Raw genomic sequence first — 18,332 nt, 5'->3', positions numbered from 1 at the left:
TTCTGAGGGAGTGATTACGTATATGCAGAAGGTTCTGGTCTCTGCCAGGTGCAAGCCTCAGTCCAAGGTGATCATAAAGAACAGTAATTACAGCTACGGGGATGCCATCGACTACTTTGCCAGTAAGATCAGCAGTGAAAGCACGAGGCTCCGTGTTGAGATTGAGCTCCTGAAGGATGAGATCAGTGAACTTGAGGATGTCCTTAAGAAAACGCAGAGGAAGATTGAGGAGAAGCGCGAGTACCTCCAGCTTCTTGAGTCCAGGTACTCTGCTGATTTTGAGGTTGATGAGAAGATCCTGGAATCAATCAGGTCCATTAAGAGCATAGCTGAGGTTTTTGACTGTGATCCGATGGAGATCAATGAGTTCACAGGTAATGACACTATTGGTTTCCATGCCATGAAGTGTGGTATAACCAGACTTGAACTTGAGGAGCTCCTGAGAATGAATATTTGACTTCCTTTTTATTCTCTATTCATAATTTTTTTGGCCCAGCAATTTTGTCTTTCTGTATCAACTCTGCAGGGACCCCAGAAAAGTTGCCCTGGTTTCCTAAACCTTTATAAGTTCCAAGGGTGAAGGTCTACACAGAGGAGGTATTATTCTTGGCTGGCAGCAGACCTGGTGGCGGTTTCAAGAACACAAAACCCGTTGTTGTGAGGCTTTACCCTGATGAGGTTGAGGCCCTCAAGAGGAGGGTCCCGCCGAGGAGCACGATGAGTAACTACATTCGGAAGATAATTCTTGATCACCTAGAAAAAGAGTAATTGGGACTCGAATCTAGTTGTTTTTGCCTTTAATGTCACTGATTTTGTCTGTTATGATTTCCTGCAGGAGTTCTTCCTCATCCATGCCTTTCAGGAGGGCCATGAATCTGAGGTCCCTCAGCAGTCTTTCAGGTAGTTCTATGATCATCTGCACTTTTTTATTAGAGAACCGTCTCCAGGAATTATCCAGATTAACACCTCCTGATCTTATAATTAATTTAATAATAAAATAATCATTTTTAGTATTTATATACTCTCATTGTATATCATGATATACACATACTGTATATAACCCAGCGAAGGTCTCCTGGAGAAAAACCTGATATATATATCGTGTATATGTATATCAGGACGGCCCTACAGGCATACCTTCAACGTATATCACCCCCACACCCCCAGATATACACACCACGTATATCAGATGATGTATTACAATATCTGTATATCGATATCAGCCCCGACCGGCGGGTACCCTCGGAGAGTTATATACACCCCATGTATATCATGATATACACACCCTGTATATCAGACATATGGGGGTCCTGGAGTGGGGCCAGTTTTTATGGGCTCTGGATCTAACTTGTACACCCCACCCGCCCACCCCCACCAACCCCCTTCAACAATCCCATATTTATGGATGGCTTAAATGAGATTCACAGGTTTACCTGCTGTTTCTGTACCCATAAATTTTTATTACTTTTTTTATTCAGTTTAATATGAAAGTGTCGGTGGACAGGTCCCACATGCAATTAATTATGGAATTCAGATTGTGTCCCTCTCCGGCCGAATCTCCCCCCTCAGGGTGCCTCCACCACGGGGGGCCTGTCCACGGCATTAAACCTTGTGGAGGTCTGGAATTGAGTGAGTATGTCAACAGTGAGGCGTTCTTGAATCGCCAGAATGACCTCAAGAGGTCCCTCATGCAGGAGAATTTTGATGTTCTGAGTATCAGGGAGCGTGAAATGCACCTCATGCTTGCAGGTGATGGTGAAACTGTTTTTCTGTTCATGGTCCTCCTGCCATACATGGAGGTCTTTGAACTCCCCAAGGCTTACATCTGGAAGCTGAGGAGACTTGCAACCAGGTTCAGGGCGAGGCCCTTTGTCACGACTCTGATACCTGAGGTGAGGCACTGGTTCTTTGTACCCCTCACGGCCCTCAGGGATGATGGGTCCTCCTTTGTCCTGGATGTGGAGTCCTGCAGGCATAGGGGTTTCTACCTGCACAGGTTGATTTCAGAGGAACTTCAGCAGAGGTTGATGTAGGTGGTGATTGGAGTGTCAGGTTCAAGGATGGTTCGTGGCAGGCTCTTCATGGATAGGATCACAGGTAATTACTATTTCTTTGTCCCTGATGAGCCTGTGTATATGGAGTGGTTTGATGAGTACCTTGCAGTTCTGTATCTGATGCCTGATGAGGCCAGGTACCTCTTCACTGAGGATGAACTCCTGGATGTTGACAGGGAGGGCTTCTCATTTGTTTCAATGCAAAAAGAGGTTATTGAGGAGCTTTCGGTGTCCTAGTCACTGGTTTCGGCGTTTTCCCTATGTATTTTGATTTTGTTTTTCCGTTTTCTTTCCAGTAGGCGTACCAGTAGGGGCCGTGTGGACATTTCTTACAGCCCTTTTTCCCGCACCTCACCTTTTCAAGCCTGTAGGTTACTGAGGCCACGACCTCCCTGCTCTTACCTGAGGACCCGTCTCCAGCCTCAGAGGTCTGGCTTTCCAGGGCCCTGATTCTTGCAGCTATGTAGTCTTTCATCTCCTGCAGGGTTTCAACGTCTTTCTGTCTGTCTACTATCGCGGTGAATGACTTTATCATCACCATCACCATATTTTCTTATGTAACTTTTTACATATAAATCTTGTTCATGGTTACATAAGAAAAGAGTGCAACTGAATTTAGGTCTGAGTCTCCTGTCATGCACAGGTAAAGGTACTCCTATGCATCGAAACAGGTATCAGGAAAATTCCTGAAAGTGATTACCGTATTGGAATTATCATAAAAAATTGTTATATATTGGTGAAACCCAGTTTTGTAACCGTATCACAAGATCATTAAAGCTTTCTTTTGATCTTTTGACGATACCATAATCCTTTTTTAACGATAATATCAGTTTTGATTGTTTTTTGGATTTATCAGATTCTTAATGTGACCTCTGGATATCCTGGTTATGGCTGGTTATGGTTGTGGTTATGACAGGTTATGGGATTCTATCTTTGTTTAGAGGAGTTGAAATTGTTTGTATTGTTTTCATTTTTCTTTTCTTTTTTATCTGGGTCTCCTTGTAGTTTATATCTGGATCTAGATGGGCCTGAAGTGTGGTGGTACTTACTGGATGGATCATCTTCCACATCTATGAATATGCTCCCATTTGAGAAGGGGTGGATCCACACGTCCCTTGTAGGGTTGCTTATGCTCAGGTGGGGTCCTGTAAATCCTTGGTCTGACCTATTGCCTGTGTTTTGGCCTGCCGCCCATGATTCGATCATGCCATTCACAGGACTGTGCGGAACCATTATTACCACTGTACAGAATGCAAGTACGACCATTACTGCCAGGATCCTCCTTTCACGTGCCTTGGAGTTTTTATTCTTCCATTTCACAGCGTATCTCATCTTCTTTAAAGGGTGAAGGAGTGGGCAACCTGTAGGTGTCATACAGTCAAGTACAATATGTGAGAAGAGCCCCACTGTCAGCCCCGCGCCTATTGTGGCATCATACATCATGTAAATCAGAGCTGAGGGTATTAGAATGAAGAGGTTGTGAAGGTTTCTTTTGTGATTATCATAAACTGCAATTTCCAGGAAATCAATTACTGTACCTGCTGCAACTGTAACAATAAAATAGTAGGGTCCCAGATCCACACCGAGGATATAACCAAGGACAGTGCCCATGATAAATGCAAAAATCGCATGAGTGTACCATCTCATCCCCATCTGAACTCCTGTGAATTTCATGATGCAATCCAGAGCAGTGTCCTTGCTATTATCGTTCCAAACCATACAGATGCAAGAACAAGATATGCAACAGTTCCCGTAAGGCCCATTGCAATCTTCAGGTATAATAAAAAGGCTATAAGCCCTCCCATTATGATCAGAGGTATTTTTATGTCGGTCACTTCATCTTCTTCGAGGCTCAGGACCTTCATATTGTTCAGGAGCTTTGTGTGGTATCCCTTTGTCTCTGCTCGTATGCTGCAGAGTATCTGGACCTCACTGATTATATCCAGGAAGAAGCGGGTTGAGCTCCTTGAGAGGTCCTGCAGATCATTGAAGACTATCAGGACGTCCCTGTTTTTTGTTCTTTTCTTTATGGTCCTTGTGATTTCATTCAGAGTGTATTTGCTGTATATGGTGGTTTTGGATGATTCTATAAGCTCTGAGAGTATCATCGCAGCGGTTTCCTTTGCGGGGTTTATAATCTCCAGGTAGATGATCTCGTAGTCTGCGTTTATATCATATTCTGTGACGTCCCTGTATCTCACAGCCACGCTCCTGCCATTTTCGAGGTGTTCGTTGATGAGTTTCTCCAAGCCTTACACTCCCCTGTTACAGATTTAAGGCCCATAGTGACTCTGCATGATCCTTCATCTATGGCTTCCATGGGCACAGGTTCCAGAGAGGATGTGTACCTCTAGGTGGAGGTGTATTCCAAGGGGATGTTCTTCAATTGTGTCCATGTACAGGATTTCTTCTAGAATAAAGAGGTGTTTGTTCTTTTTCCTGTCTAAGGGCAGTTTTTTTGTTAGTTCTCCAGTTTCTTTCGCTGAGGGCGGGGCGGCTCTTATTTCACTATTCATTTTAATCACCTCATATTACCATAGGACTATTAAATAATACTATGGATATATGAGGTTATGGGTTCAGGATAAGGGAAGTATGCGATTTCGGCGGACTCAATAAACTGGACGTATATAAGTAGGATTTTGCTTCTTTTTGGTCGTATATTCGGGAGGTCCCTGTGTAATGTAAATGCAAATCGAATTTTCCGGAGTGAGAACTCCAGTAGCTATTTTGCCGTCCAGAGACAATCATATAGACCTCGAATAAATCATCTTAAGGTGCTGTAAGAACACTCTTCTCTAACAATCCTGACATCGGATGTTTAACTAGATGTTATGCAGTACCCATAAACTTTTATTATAATATTAATAATATGTAATATTATGGTCAGTGGATATGGTGCTACCTCCACAGTTTCTCTTCAAGAGATTCTTAATGTGCCAAATTCCATGTCCAGGGGCTTTTATCTCCATAAAATCATATCAGAAGGGCTTCATAAAACTCCTGAGGTGATGATATGGATTTTGACGACCACTGGGAAGATATGGATCTGGATGAAGAATTTAGGGACCGTAGAGTATGTGAAATTGATGAATACGCCTTTATATTCACGGCATCCATGATAATTCTGGTATTGTTATGGATGACCTACCTGTTTGCAAGGACAGCGCAGAGCGTAGGCAGGATGTGATTTCCTTGAAGAACTCAGAAATCGATGAAGTAATGAAATTCATCTGCAGGTTGGAATATGATCACGGGAAGAAGATATTCCTTCAGAGGGTCTACCTGGACCTCCATACTGCCTGCAAGCTTCATATTCTGAGCTTCATTGAGGGGAGGTCCAGGAGTGATATCTCAAGGATGGCCATCAGGAGGATAATCGAGGAATATGAGGATGAAAATGGGAACCTGATTAACAGGGCAAAAAGGGAGTTGATGTGGATATAAACAATTTATATTGTATTTCATCTTCTTTTTTTGTATTCCAGTTCCCTGAAAGGTATTATGACCTCGGTACCCCTATCCTCTTTTGTGAGTATCCTTAATTCACCTTCTAATTGCTGTGCAAGGCTCTTTACAAGGCTGAGACCTGTCCCTTCTTCCTTATCTGTGAGTCCTACTCCATCATCTGCCACTCTTAAGTGGTATTCTGAATCCTTTTCCTTTACTTCAATGTGAACACTTCCCTTGTTTTCTGGAAATGCGTGTTTGATGGAGTTTGTTACGAGTTCGTTTATTATGAGGCAGAGGGGCATGGCCGTTTCCATGTTGAGTTTCAGGTCTGTGTTGATATGGAAATTTATGTTGTGTGCGTTGAACAGTGACCTCAGGTGTTCTGTTAGTCTAGATACGCATGACCTCATGTTAACCATGGTATAGGTTTCAGCGCTGTAAATGGACTCCTGGATTATGGCCATGGCCTTTACTCTTGTGAGGATTGCCAGCAGGGCTTCCCTTGCCTTTTCATCTGCATCATGTAACTGTATGTTTATGAGGCTCGTTATTATCTGGAGGTTGTTCTTGACGCGGTGATGAAGTTCCCTGAGAATGGCCTCTTTTTCGGTTATGTTTGCCCTGAGGTCCTCCTGTATTTCTATGAGTCTTGTGACGTCCATTAGTGAGATGATGCCTCCCTCGTCGAGGGGTATGGCCCATCCTGTGAAGTATCTCTCATCTATTTTGAATGTGTGGATTGGCTGTGGGAGGTTTTTGTTTTTCAGGTTTTCCTTCCAGAGTTCCTTTAGGTCCACTTTGAGGGTTTTCATTGCAGTGTTTCTGTGAAGGGGTTCGCCATTTTTGTCAAGGACTGCGATTGCTTCTTCAAGGTTTTCCACGACTTTCCTGAAGAATTTCCAGGTCCTCTCCATCCTCTTCTGGTTTTTTATTCTTTCTGCATCTACTCTGTTGAGTTTGTAGGCTGTGAAGGTTATTATTATGATTATGAGTGCAAGGTTCAGTGCTGCGATGAAAACTTCTGCGGAGAATGGGAGGTATTTCTTGCTGCTGATTATTATGAATGATGTGATGGTTACGGCGCCTATGATGATTGGGATGAGCATTCTTCCTGTGTAACCTCCTATGTTGTTGGAGTATATGGGTTCGATGACCCCCCTTGATGGGTGGGTGCTGAGGAGTCCTACTGCCACGAATACCATCATTGCAGAGGATGTTATGCATACTCTGAACTGTGGTAAGGTCTCTGATATGCCTGTGATGCTTGAGAGGAATGATGCATATGCCACTGTGCCTGCAGTGTAGCTGATGATCTGGGCCGCGGAATAGTATCTTAGGGTGAACAGGATTACGGCTATTGCGTAGGCTGTGATTATTGTTGAGGTGATGGTGCAGGTTGCTGGAAGGTGGAGGTTGAGGAGTCCCTGCATGCATTTACAGTTTCCACTCATCTGTAGGAGTATCAGGAGAACTGCAAGGATTAGAGATGTTATCTTCATTGAGGTCCTCACTGTGATGATTGAGATGGCCAGCAAGATGAAACTCGTGAATATCACAGGATTTGTATCCAGAAAAGGTCTTATTTCAAACAGACTTGATGGTCCTTTTAACCATAAAATCAATGAAAACATTGATAGTATCATGACAAAAATGCTCAGTGAGAGCGTTAGTTTCCCATCAAGAGCTTTTAAGTTTATATCTTTTAGCGGCATTTTAATCACCATTTCACTTATAAACCCTGATTTCATAAATATTTTTTGAAATAATCTCTAAATGGAAGATTTAAAAGTATTAAAATGGTATTTCCATGTTTTAGATTATAATACCTGAAAATTCTTGATATTAGATTTATTGGAGGCCAATGCTCGATTTTTAATATTCTTATGTAACTTATGAATCTGTTAATCTGCATGGTTACATAAGACACTCGTTTGTACCCAAAGGCATGCTTTAAAGCCTCCTTCAGGTATCTACTGTGAATGAATCTTCAGGAGGTGGAAAATAGCATGCGTAATGGAACACTTCTGCTTGCAGCACTCCTCGCAGTTTTTATACTGGCAGGTTCATCGGCTGCAGCAGATGTGGGTGTTGAACTCGATAAGAACAATACGAAGCCAGTGTATAACTCGACACTTAGGGTTAAGGTCATAGCGAAGGCAGGCAATCAGAACGTGCAGAATGCCGTTGCAACTGTCAGAGTTCCTGAGGGTCTGGTCCTCCAGGACTATTACACAGGTCAGGGATACTATGACCTCGAGACAGGTACCTGGGAGATTGGGGACATACCTGCATATGAGGAGAGGTCCCTGACACTTGTGTGCCTCCTCAACACGACAGGAAACGTTACGGTGACTGCCAATGTGACGGCGGATGGTGATGAGAACCCCTCCAACAACGATGCCCAGCTGCAGTTCAGGGTCAGGGGGATCGCGGACCTTGAACTCAATGTGACAAGCAGTAAGCAGAGTGCCCGGCTTGGTGATACGGTCACATTCAATGTGAAACTCAAGAACAGGGGCCCCCACGCTGCAAATAACATCAATGTTGCCAACTTCTTCTCAGGCGGCCTTGCGATTCAGAGTTACAGTTACACTACAGGTTACTTTGATGATGTGGCGAGGGAGTGGATCCTCGAGACCCTTGATGCCGGTGAAGAGGTCACCCTCACAGTTGTGTGCCTGGTTAACAGGACAGGTGATCTCTCTGACTATGTTTCGGTGCGTGAGGTGGATGAGGGTGATGTGAATGTCTACAATAACATGGCCCGCGCATCAGTCGCTGTCAGGGGAACTGACCTGGACCTTGACCTCTATGTAAGTAAACCGAGGGCCTATCAGGGTGACGTGGTCAACGTGGTCTGCCGTGTCAGGAACAATGGTCCTGAGGTCGCCCAGAATGCCAGGGTCAACCTGCAGCTACCTGCTAACCTGCAGGTCCAGAATGTGCAGATGGACAGGGGCACCTACAGTAACGGTGTCTGGGTCATCGGTGACCTTGCAGACGGTGAAACAGCACTCCTCAATATAACAGCCAGGGTGGTCTCAGCGGGTAACTTTACAGTGAACGCCTCTGCGGTCTCACCTGAAATAGACGACAGCAACCCCGTGAACAATGATGATACAGCGCTGATATCTGCAGCGATACCAAAGAAGGCCCTCAAGGTGAGGATAAAGAACAACTCTGCGGTGACCATCAGGGTGCTCTTATATGTGAACATCAATGACCACGGCAAAGTCACCAGGAAGACCTACAACTTCTACCTGAAGAAGGGCCTCAGCAGGGACCTCAGCCTTGGATACTTCCAGCTCGGCACCACTGCACTCTTCAAGCAGTACACCTACAACACCAATTACAGGTCAAGGACGATATCCTATGAGAACACCTACAACACCACAGATATTAAAACAAGCAGAGTCAGTGTTTCAGGAGTTAAGGGAAGACAGAAATCGCCTGTTGTCAGAATAAGCACTCTTTACTTTGATGAAAACGGATCTACAATCACTTAATTTTTCTTCTTTTTTATATTTGAGGGGATTTTGTGGGTTCAATAATGTATGTTGCATTTAATGTTTCTATGATGTGTTTTGCAACGTCTTCAGATCCTTCACCGTATACTACAAGGAAGACGGTATTTGTTTTTTGGAAAATGTAGGCTCCTCCATGATCAACTTTATATTTATAACAGGTTACTCCTCCAATTTTTTCTTCACCAATATACTCTGCGCTCTGCCCATACCATGATTTGAAGGTTTCTAGATCCTCAAGGGTGGGATTGATGAAGATTCTACCATCACCCTCCCTTTCTGTTAGGCTTACGTCATCCAGTATTGGCATGGCCTCCCAGTTTTCAGGGTATTCGAATGACATATTCTCATTAGAGAATTTTTGGTATTTGGTGGTGCAGCCTGCAGTGGTGATAACTAGGGATATGAGGATTATTATGAGGAGATTTCTATTCATCTGTCATCATCTCTAATTTATATTTATAATATATACCTCTAAATATATTATATGCATATATATAATTCAAAGTTAAGAAGGGGGTGATGCATATTAATGGAAAAATCGTAGTTGTTGGAGTATGTCTTATATTGTTATATTTTGCCATTGGGATTATTTTTCCAACAAAAACCTATCATGATTCAAAGGTCGGTGTTTCATTTGATATACCTCGAGATTGGGAGGTGAAGGGAGACTGGGTCCGTACGCCTGATGGTAGGATGGCCTTTTCCTATGGCTCTGGAGTTATTTCCTCTGAACCTGGCACTTTATTCCCTGCGACTTTGGATCAGGAACTTCAAGAGACACAACAGGTTAAGGCTGAGCTTGGAGAACCTGTATTGAATTATGGATATACGAGTATAGATGGTAATCCTGCTGTATACACTGTAACAAGCACGAATTATCGCTATTATACGATAAAAAACGGTAAAGGCTATTATTTTGACTTTAATAGGAATATTGTGAATGATAAGGAGATAAAAAAAGTGGTTGAATCGATAAGGTTAGATTAGAGAATTGAGAATACTTACTTATTTACTCTATTTTGTTTTTAAGGGTTATCTGGTCTAAGTAGTTCAATTATTCCATTTTTAACTGTTCTAAAATTCTTTTGGCATTGTTGGCAAGTTCTTTCTGGGAGGAAAGTTTCTCTAATCTCCTTATAAGGTCTTCTCTTTCATTTTTATCTAGTTTATCTATCTAACTTTCTTATACTTTAGGGATCATTTTATGTGAAAGAGAACAATAAAGAATTAGATGGTTAAACTCCATATCTAAGGGGTGTCTAGGTGTTTACTCAAGAACTAGGATGTGGTCACTAGTTACATTATTACAGCTTTATAATCATATAGAGGTGGGGCTTAATGGCTTCAAAAACTGAGATGTCTAATGAATTGAGGGAAGACTTAAAAGAAAAGCTTAGGGAAATATTTCAGTTCGAAAATGAAGATCTTGACTTTGGCATTTATAGGATAATGAATTACAAGCGAAGAGAAATTGAAAAGTTTATTGAAGAGGATCTTATCACTGAAATTAAAAATCAATTGGATCTACTTAGCAAAGAAGAAAAAAAAGGTCTGGAAGAACAATTAAAGGAGCTGTCATCCAGAAATGGTGTTAAGAAATACCTTGAGGCATTAAAAAGTGGAGATAAGGATAGAGAGGAAATTTATAGAGTAGATTTTGCTGAGGATATTGAGAAGTATGAAAATTTGAAAAGGCAGATAGAAACGGTTAAAATTTCAGAAGACCTAGAAAGAGAGATCTACAATCATCTCATCAATTTCTTCTCCCGTTATTATGATAAGGGGGATTTCATAAGTAAAAGGAGATATGGTAAGAATGAAAAATATATGGTCCCCTATAATGGTGAAGAAGTTTTGCTTTATTGGGCAAATAAGGATCAGTATTACATAAAGACCACGGAGTATTTCAGGAAATACACGTTCAGGGTTGGGGCTCTGACAGTTAATTTCAGAGTTTTAGAAGCAGAAGAAGAAAAAGGAAACGTTAAGTCAGAGGAAAAGAAGTTTTTTGTTTTGAATAAGAGAGTTTTTGATTTCGATAACGAAAATAATGAATTGGATATCTATTTTGAGTACAGAACTTTAAGTGAAGATGAAAAGAAGAAGTATAAACACGGAAACACGGTATCACAGGATAAAGCTAATGAAGAAACAATAAAAATCCTGAGGGAGAGAATCCCTGAAAAGATAGGGGAATTGATCTTCAGAAAAGAAGGAGATAAGACTTTAATTGAAAGGCATCTTTACAGGTACACAAGAAGAAACACAAGAGATTACTTCATACACAAAGATCTGAAAGAATTTTTGGAGAGGGAGCTGGACTTTTACATTAAAAATGAGTTTTTGAATCTGGAAGATTTACAGATATTAGATGATGGAGGGTATTTTGATAAATTAAAAATTTACATTATAGGGCTTAAAGCATTCAGGAGCATTGCTTTAACGATAATCAAGTTCTTAGCACAGATTGAAAACTTTCAGAAGAAAGTATGGGAGAAGAAGAAGTTTGTTATTGATACGAATTATGTAATAACCCTCGATAAAATTAAGGAATATGGAGGTGAGAAGTTTTTAGAAAGTATTTTGGATGATATTCTGAAGAATGAAGAACAATTAAATGAGTGGAAGGAATTATTTGAGATTGATGTCAGGAATGAAAATGATTTAGTTGTTAATAATACTTTAGAGGGGAAAAAATGGAAGACGTTGCCAGTTGATACAAAGTACTTTGATGAAGATTTTAAGTGGAGGCTGTTAAGTTCTTTGTCAGAAAACAATGATTTAGATGATATTTTGGATGGTATTCTAATAAAAAGTGAAAACTGGCAGGCTTTGAATTTGCTTTTAAATAAATATTATGAGAAAGTACAGACCATCTATATTGATCCGCCGTTTAACAAAGAGCAGGAAGCAGATTATCTTTACAAAGTAGATTATAAAGATGCGACCTGGATAACAATGCTTGAAAACAGGATAAGACTTGGAAGGGATTTGTCTAATGAAAAGGGAAGCATCTTTGTAAGGTGTGATTATAATGGGAATATGTATGTAAGAATGCTTTTGAATGAAATTTTTGGGAGGAAAAATTTCAGAAATGAAATAATTGTCAGTAGAATAAGCAAACAAGATTCAAGAGTGAGAAGATTCAATACTGCAAGCGACTCTCTTTATCTTTATTCTAAGTCTGATAATTTTTTATTTAATTTGCTTTTTAAAAGATTACCTCGGGCAAAGGGTGCCAGATGGCATGCTATGGACTCTCAGGGGCAGGGAAACCCGCTTTATATATTTGGGTATTTATTTGATCCTCCAAAAGGAAGACATTGGACATATGGACAGAAAAAAATAAAGCAAATGGAAAAGGAAGGAAAAATACGATTAAAATGTAAAAAATGTAATCATATTCATAGTTCTGGCATTTGGAAAGGGTGTCCGAATTGCGGAAATAAAGATTATGTAAAAATAGAATATTTACTTCCTCCAACTAAAGTAAAACAAATTGATTCTAATTGGACTGATATCTCAGGTTATACCTCTAACTGGGATTTCCAAACTGAAAATTCTGAGGTTCTATTAAAGCGTGTCATAGAATCCACTTCGAATGAAGGAGATCTTGTCTTGGATTTCTTCCTTGGTTCTGGGACAACAACGGCGGTAGCCCATAAACTAGGAAGAAAATGGATTGGGGTGGAAATGGGGGATCATTTCTGGACAGTGGTTTTACCGAGAATGAAAAAGGTGCTGGCTTACGACAGGTCAGGAATAAGTAATGATATTAAAGAGAAATACAACCCAGAAACGGCTGGAGGATTTTTCAAATACCATGTCTTAGAGCAATACGAGGATGCATTGGAAAACATTGAGTTTGAAGAACCACAGAAAACACTTTATGATGTACCCAATTACTTTGTTAATTACATGCTTGAATGGGAAACCAGGAACAGCAGTACTTTTCTAAATCTTGAAGAACTTAGAGACCCCTTCAATTATAAACTAAAAATTATGGATAATTATCAGCCAAAATTGGTTAATGTGGATACAGTGGAGACCTTCAACTATCTTTTAGGATTGCATGTAAAAACCTATAAGACTTTAGAGGATAACGGTAGAAAATATGTTTTTGTTTTCGGAGAAAACGAAAGGAAGAGAACAGCCATCATCTGGAGAAGCACTGAAAACATTGATTTTGAGAAGGATAAAAGAATTATTGAAGACAACATAGGCGATTTCGGACCAGATGAAATTTACATAAATGGAGAAGCCCTAGTTGAGAACTTTAGACTAGTAGAACATTTATTCAAATCTTTAATGTTTGAGGAAGTGAGATAAGATGTCAATGGAACTTGAGAAGCACCTGGTACTAAATAAGTATTTCCTCAAACTGTTTGGCTTGGATGATTTTAACGAATTAAGGGAAAAATTAAAGGATGTAGAAGAGGGTTATGACTCCCATGGAAGAAGTTATTTTGCTGATTTTTTGATTGGATTAAAGGGAGGATGGGAGGATCAACTTTTAAGATACGATGAATCGATAAGAAGATATGTAGAGACATTAAGGAAAAATAGAAACCAGCCAAACTTTAACCTCAAGTACTTCCAATACCTGGCGGTTTTATTTACAGAAATATTTTTAGATAGATATTGCAGGGACAGACATAACTTTTTAAATGAATTGAACTCGTTCCTGAAGGAGTTTAACAGGGAAAAGGGGACAGAAATAAAACCATTCAGTGAGGATGACCTTAAAAAACTTGCTTTTTGGATGGCAACAGGAAGCGGAAAAACGCTTATTATGCATATAAATTACTGGCAGATTCTGAAATACGCAGATAAACCATGGGATAACATCATCCTTATAACACCTAATGAAGGTTTATCAAAACAGCATTATGATGAATTAAAATTGTCAGGTATTCCCTGCAAATTATATGATGGGAACATTGATAATTTAAAGACAAGGAATGAGGAAATTCTGGTTATAGAAATTCATAAACTAAGGGAGGAGAAAAAAGGAGAGGGTGTGAGTGTAGATATCTCCTCTTTCGATGGTAAAAATTTGGTTTTTATTGATGAGGGACACAAAGGTCAAAAATCTGAAGAACAGACATGGAAAGGATTAAGAGAAAAAATAGCAAAAAATGGATTTATATTTGAATATTCAGCGACATTTGGCCAGATTATTAAATTTACAAGCTCCGGGAGACCAAGAGGTGGAAAGTCAAACCGGATGAATATTGAATTATATGATGAATACTCAAAAGCCATAATCTTTGATTACTCTTACAAGTATTTTTACATGGATGGTTATGGAAAGGATTTCTACGTTTATAACATAAAAGCAGAGAAAAAGGGAGCAAGAGAGTTCTATTCAGAAGAACAGCAAAATTTATTGCTAACAGCAGGATTATTATCTTTCTATGAGCAACTGGTCATTTTTGAAAAGAATAGGGAAGAATTGAGGGAGTACCATATAGAAAAACCTCTGCAGACCTTTGTTGGAAGTAAAGTTACTGGAAAGGGATTAAATTCTGATGTGGTCCGGTTAATTCAATTTCTTGATAAAATAATGAAATCAGAAAACTATCTTAAAGAAAACGTTGAGAAGATATTGGGCGGGCAGTCAGGACTCATTGACGAGGAAGGGAACGATATTTTCAAGGGCAAGTTTGATTTTGTGAGAGAAGATTCCATTGAAGAAATTGTTGAAGGCATCTATCAAAATGTTTTCAATGGCAAAGGAAACCTTGAACTTTATGAAATTAAGAATGCAGAGGGTGAAATAGGGCTTAAAGCATCCACATCAGAAAAATACTTTGGAGTTATAAACGTTGGAGATGTGTCTTCTCTTAAGAAGTTAATAGAGGAGTCAGGGATTGAACTGAAAGAGGATCACATGAGTCAATCTCTGTTTTTTGGAATAAATGAGAACAGATCACCAATAAACATTCTTATAGGCTCAAAAAAATTTGTTGAAGGCTGGAACTCATGGAGAGTCTCCAATATGGGACTAATAAATATGGGAAAAGGTGAAGGACCGCAGATCATCCAACTTTTTGGGAGGGGTGTGAGGCTTAAAGGTAAAGATTATTCTCTAAAAAGAGAAGAAAATCCTGATTATGAATTAAAAGCCCTTCAGACCTTGTTTATATTCGGTTTAAACGCTGATTACATAAATTCATTCCTCACAGCGATAGAGAATGAGGAAGTGCATTATGAGGAAATAGTGATCCCTATCAGGTTTAACAACAGCGAAAAATGGGAAGGGAAGATATATACAATAAAGACAAAGGATGACTTTGATTTTCTTGAGCATCCAGTTAGGTTGGAGGCTGATCTGGATATCTTGGATACTATTAAGCTTGATTTAAGGCCTAAAATTACATTTGCACATGGATTGAGAAATGAAGCGGTATCTACAGTCGTTAACAGGGCCGTGGAAATATCTGATGAGTATCTGGATCTTATTGATTGGGATCTAATTTATTCTGAAGTAATAAATCATAAGACAATCAATGGAATGTTCAATCTGCTCATCGACGTTGATGTCCTGAGGGATATCATAAACTCGAGGAGATATCAGATTTTCATGGCCGATGCCTCTGGAATAGCTGTGGAAAGGGAGAATGGTAGGCCCACATTAAAAATAACTTCCTTCAAGGGGATGGAAAAGTTCCATGAAATAGTTTTGATGGTTCTCAAGGATTATATGAGCAAATTTTACAGAAAGATGGAAAAAAGAAAGATGATGGATTATTTAGAGGTTGAGAAACTAACTAAGGAAAGTTTCTCAATGTTTCCAGAGAACTATGAGATTACCCTTAAAATCCCGAAAAAATTGGCCTCTGATATTTCGAGTATTACAGAGCAGCTTGAAGGGTATAATGGGGACATGGTGCCTGATTCTTGGGAAAAATGGGATTCTTTCATTGTCCATCTTGACAACCATCTTTACACTCCTTTGATAATCTGGAAAGAAAATAAAGAAGAGATAAAATCAATCCCTGTGAAGTTGAATGAGGGAGAAACAAAGTTTGTGGAGGATCTGAGAGATTTCTTGGAGAGTAGAAAAGATTTATTTGAGGATAAAGATCTGTTTTTATTAAGAAATATTTCCAAAAAGGGGGTTGGGTTTTTCTTAAGTGCGGGTTTCTATCCAGACTTCATTTTGTGGCTTAAAGATGGAGATAAGCAGTATATGGTTTTTGTTGATCCGAAGGGTATCAGAAACTTGGGGAATTTCAAGGATGAGAAAATTCAATTATGCAAATTCATTAAGCGTATTGAAGATAGGATAAATGAAGATGGGAGTGTTGATTTACAACTGGATGCTTTCATTGTATCGGTATCCGAGTACAGCAAAATAAAGAAATCATGGGAAAATGGCAGATTTTCCGAAATTGATGACAAGGATGCCTTGGCGGAATTTGAGGATCATAACATCTTGTTTCAGGAACATGGCGATTATATAGGAAAAATGTTTGAGAAGATAGGCATGGAATTTTGATTGTGGCAGAGACCAGGTAATCATGACTTTGTCGTAGAAATAAAGATTATCTTGGAAAAAACTTGTAGTCCACCTTAACCTTTAAATAACATTTCTTTAAATAGTACTACCTAGGTGTTTATTCTGACCATGTGGATTCGTAACGTCACTATAACGAAGTCATGTACTTACATTTTATGGCTGTCATGTGGACTAAGAGATTACATGAACCGCAGTTAGGATGGAACCCCATGCACTGCAAAGTATTTAAGATGCCAGAAGACCAACTCTATAATGTGGTCCCCATGGAGTACGGAGAACTCATCAGGATCAAGGAACTCACTCTCCTAATACTCATAATCCTTGACATAGTGCTTTTAAGCTACATATCATTCTACCCCTCAAATCCAGGGACAGTGAATGCCATCAACCAGTTTGACCTTTTCCTCTGCATCATACTCTTCCTGGAATTCTCCATCAACCTCAAAAGGGCCGATAACAGAAAAGGATTCTTAAGGGAGAACTGGATGGATATACTGGCCTTCATGCCTGTGGATTTCTTTAGGGCCTTCAGGTTCATAAGGATCATCAGGGTTGTGAAGGTCCTCGCACTCTTCAGGAAGTACCTCAAGAAGTTCTTCACATTCCTTGTGGACACTCACCTTGACCAAGCACTGGGAATACTCCTCTTTGCAATAGTGGGAGGCACACTCTTCTTCTATATGATAGAATCAGGGGTCAACAGATCCCTCCACGGCCCGCTGGACTCCCTATGGTACAGCATCACAACCACCATCGTGGGTGAGGTTGTAATCCCCCCAACAACACTCTACGGTAAGGCCATCACCAGCATACTCATGCTTGTAGGGGTCACCTTCGTGGGTTTCCTCACAGCCTCCCTGGCCTCCTGGTTCGTTAAAAACCCTGAAGAAGAAAAGGAGATCCATGACAGGATAGAAAACATAGAAAAAAGTATAGAGGATCTTAAAAGGGAGGTCAGGGAAATCAAAGAGTTACTGCAGGAAAAATAATGACTCTCTCTTGCCTAATATACACCGTTACTTTTATACAGAATGGGCCTTAGCATAAATTAAAATAGATAAATTAAACGAGGATAACATGGCAAGATCATCCTATATAATCGTTGCAGCCATTCTCATATTTGGGGTATACCTCTACGCTGTAACTGCCCTGAGCCCCGTGGAGCCCGTTGGGCGTCTGGGTTTCGTAAAACTGGCAAACCCTGATATGTACCCAGGACACCCCCAGTCAAAGGTGCTTGCAGAGTACGCGGCCCAGAGGGGGTCCAAGTGTGCCCTTGTGGTCCACTACGCAGGGAGCTCAAACTACAGACACTACAGGGAGGGCAACGTCACCATAATAGAACTCGCATACATCAGTTCAGAGTACAGGACAGACATAGACTGGACCGAGGTCCTTGAATCCTTCATATTTGGAGTGCCTGATGGCAAATACCGTTACAGGGCCGATGGATACGAATTCGACACTCTCGATGAGGCCATGGACTACGTTGAGAGGGTGGCTGCCGAGAAGGGCCAGGAGGGCCCCATGCCCATGGTCTTCCATGGGACCGTGCGGGAGGGTAACGTATTCGTAAACCCTGGCTGTGGTTTCCCCCTCTACGTGCAGATAGTCTGGAGGCAGTACGGGAGACTGGGAGCCTACTATTACATCATAAAGGGTCTCATCCACCCTTACCTCAACAACCCCTACACCGCATATGAGCTAACCCATGCATCTGACCTTCAGAGGCTCTACAACTCAGGTGCCCTGGACTACACAGGTTATGAGTAA

At 40.5% G+C, this 18,332-nt stretch carries 20 protein-coding genes; 13 read left to right on the top strand and 7 right to left on the bottom strand.

All coding sequences use genetic code 11. The features are described 5' to 3' along the window. Positions 1-22 precede the first annotated feature (22 nt). Positions 23-457: a hypothetical protein gene (locus tag QFX30_RS07515; protein ID WP_300490386.1), complete on the top strand. Its 435-nt coding sequence runs from the start codon at positions 23-25 to the stop codon at positions 455-457. Between the two features lie 149 nt (positions 458-606). Beyond that, positions 607-768 (top strand): hypothetical protein, encoded by a 162-nt coding sequence (locus QFX30_RS07510; RefSeq protein ID WP_191216084.1) that lies wholly within the window; start codon positions 607-609, stop codon positions 766-768. Positions 769-781: 13 nt separating this feature from the next. Here QFX30_RS07510 and QFX30_RS07505 read toward each other — a convergent pair whose 3' ends face one another. Next, complete coding sequence (locus tag QFX30_RS07505) at positions 782-916, bottom strand: hypothetical protein (RefSeq protein ID WP_255477753.1); 135 nt, start codon at positions 914-916, stop codon at positions 782-784. A 709-nt stretch (positions 917-1,625) separates the two neighbouring features. On the opposite strand from QFX30_RS07505, the gene QFX30_RS07500 reads away from it, so the two are divergent. Together QFX30_RS07500 and QFX30_RS07495 are read left to right on the top strand one after the other, a co-directional pair. Further along, a complete protein-coding gene (locus QFX30_RS07500; protein ID WP_147670837.1) occupies positions 1,626-2,033 on the top strand; it encodes a hypothetical protein in 408 nt (135 codons plus the stop codon). Beyond that, positions 2,034-2,291 carry a hypothetical protein gene (locus tag QFX30_RS07495; RefSeq protein ID WP_300479227.1) on the top strand — a complete coding sequence of 86 codons (258 nt, stop codon included), beginning with the start codon at positions 2,034-2,036 and terminating at the stop codon, positions 2,289-2,291. Here the strand turns inward: QFX30_RS07495 and QFX30_RS07490 are convergent. The 4 genes from QFX30_RS07490 to QFX30_RS07475 all read right to left on the bottom strand — a co-directional run bounded on the left by QFX30_RS07490 (position 2,266) and on the right by QFX30_RS07475 (position 4,570). Beyond that, positions 2,266-2,589, bottom strand: coding sequence for a hypothetical protein (locus QFX30_RS07490; protein ID WP_300490383.1), 324 nt, complete (start codon positions 2,587-2,589; stop codon positions 2,266-2,268). The genes QFX30_RS07495 and QFX30_RS07490 overlap by 26 nt on opposite strands. A 392-nt stretch (positions 2,590-2,981) precedes the next feature. Beyond that, complete coding sequence (locus tag QFX30_RS07485; protein ID WP_300490380.1) at positions 2,982-3,728, bottom strand: metal-dependent hydrolase; 747 nt, start codon at positions 3,726-3,728, stop codon at positions 2,982-2,984. Beyond that, the gene (locus QFX30_RS07480; RefSeq protein ID WP_300490377.1) at positions 3,725-4,303 is read right to left on the bottom strand and encodes a hypothetical protein; all 579 of its coding nucleotides are present in this window, start codon (positions 4,301-4,303) and stop codon (positions 3,725-3,727) included. Before QFX30_RS07480 ends, QFX30_RS07485 begins: the two co-directional genes overlap by 4 nt. Positions 4,304-4,357: 54 nt before the next feature. Then, the gene (locus QFX30_RS07475; protein WP_300490375.1) at positions 4,358-4,570 is read right to left on the bottom strand and encodes a hypothetical protein; all 213 of its coding nucleotides are present in this window, start codon (positions 4,568-4,570) and stop codon (positions 4,358-4,360) included. A gap of 500 nt (positions 4,571-5,070) precedes the next feature. On the opposite strand from QFX30_RS07475, the gene QFX30_RS07470 reads away from it, so the two are divergent. Both QFX30_RS07470 and QFX30_RS07465 read left to right on the top strand, forming a co-directional pair. Next, entirely contained in the window at positions 5,071-5,244 is a 174-nt protein-coding gene (locus QFX30_RS07470) for a hypothetical protein (protein ID WP_300490372.1), read from the top strand. A 5-nt stretch (positions 5,245-5,249) separates the two neighbouring features. Beyond that, a complete protein-coding gene (locus QFX30_RS07465; RefSeq protein ID WP_300490369.1) occupies positions 5,250-5,501 on the top strand; it encodes a hypothetical protein in 252 nt (83 codons plus the stop codon). A gap of 17 nt (positions 5,502-5,518) precedes the next feature. Here the strand turns inward: QFX30_RS07465 and QFX30_RS07460 are convergent, their stop codons facing one another. Continuing rightward, entirely contained in the window at positions 5,519-7,006 is a 1,488-nt protein-coding gene (locus QFX30_RS07460) for a sensor histidine kinase (RefSeq protein ID WP_300490365.1), read from the bottom strand. 16 nt (positions 7,007-7,022) lie between these two features. On the opposite strand from QFX30_RS07460, the gene QFX30_RS07455 reads away from it, so the two are divergent. Continuing rightward, positions 7,023-7,268, top strand: coding sequence for a hypothetical protein (locus tag QFX30_RS07455; RefSeq protein WP_300490363.1), 246 nt, complete (start codon positions 7,023-7,025; stop codon positions 7,266-7,268). A gap of 245 nt (positions 7,269-7,513) precedes the next feature. Next, positions 7,514-9,013 (top strand): DUF11 domain-containing protein, encoded by a 1,500-nt coding sequence (locus QFX30_RS07450; protein ID WP_300490360.1) that lies wholly within the window; start codon positions 7,514-7,516, stop codon positions 9,011-9,013. A 13-nt stretch (positions 9,014-9,026) separates the two neighbouring features. On the opposite strand, the gene QFX30_RS07445 is transcribed toward QFX30_RS07450, so the two are convergent. Next, entirely contained in the window at positions 9,027-9,467 is a 441-nt protein-coding gene (locus QFX30_RS07445) for a hypothetical protein (protein WP_300490358.1), read from the bottom strand. A gap of 86 nt (positions 9,468-9,553) precedes the next feature. Between QFX30_RS07445 and QFX30_RS07440 the strand changes: the two genes are divergently transcribed. From QFX30_RS07440 to QFX30_RS07420, 5 genes are all read left to right on the top strand, one after another. Continuing rightward, entirely contained in the window at positions 9,554-10,021 is a 468-nt protein-coding gene (locus QFX30_RS07440; RefSeq protein ID WP_300490353.1) for a hypothetical protein, read from the top strand. A 351-nt stretch (positions 10,022-10,372) separates the two neighbouring features. Next, on the top strand, positions 10,373-13,363 hold the full coding sequence (locus QFX30_RS07435; protein WP_300490350.1) for a site-specific DNA-methyltransferase: 2,991 nt from the start codon (positions 10,373-10,375) through the stop codon (positions 13,361-13,363). 1 nt (position 13,364) lies between these two features. After that, the gene (locus QFX30_RS07430; RefSeq protein WP_300490346.1) at positions 13,365-16,538 is read left to right on the top strand and encodes a DEAD/DEAH box helicase family protein; all 3,174 of its coding nucleotides are present in this window, start codon (positions 13,365-13,367) and stop codon (positions 16,536-16,538) included. A gap of 251 nt (positions 16,539-16,789) precedes the next feature. Next, entirely contained in the window at positions 16,790-17,548 is a 759-nt protein-coding gene (locus tag QFX30_RS07425; RefSeq protein ID WP_300490344.1) for an ion transporter, read from the top strand. Between the two features lie 88 nt (positions 17,549-17,636). Beyond that, positions 17,637-18,332: a hypothetical protein gene (locus QFX30_RS07420; RefSeq protein ID WP_300490341.1), complete on the top strand. Its 696-nt coding sequence runs from the start codon at positions 17,637-17,639 to the stop codon at positions 18,330-18,332.

The sequence above is a fragment of the Methanothermobacter sp. genome (genome assembly GCF_030055435.1).
Taxonomy (GTDB): Archaea; Methanobacteriota; Methanobacteria; order Methanobacteriales; family Methanothermobacteraceae; genus Methanothermobacter.
This window is presented reverse-complemented; position numbering and strand designations above follow the sequence as displayed.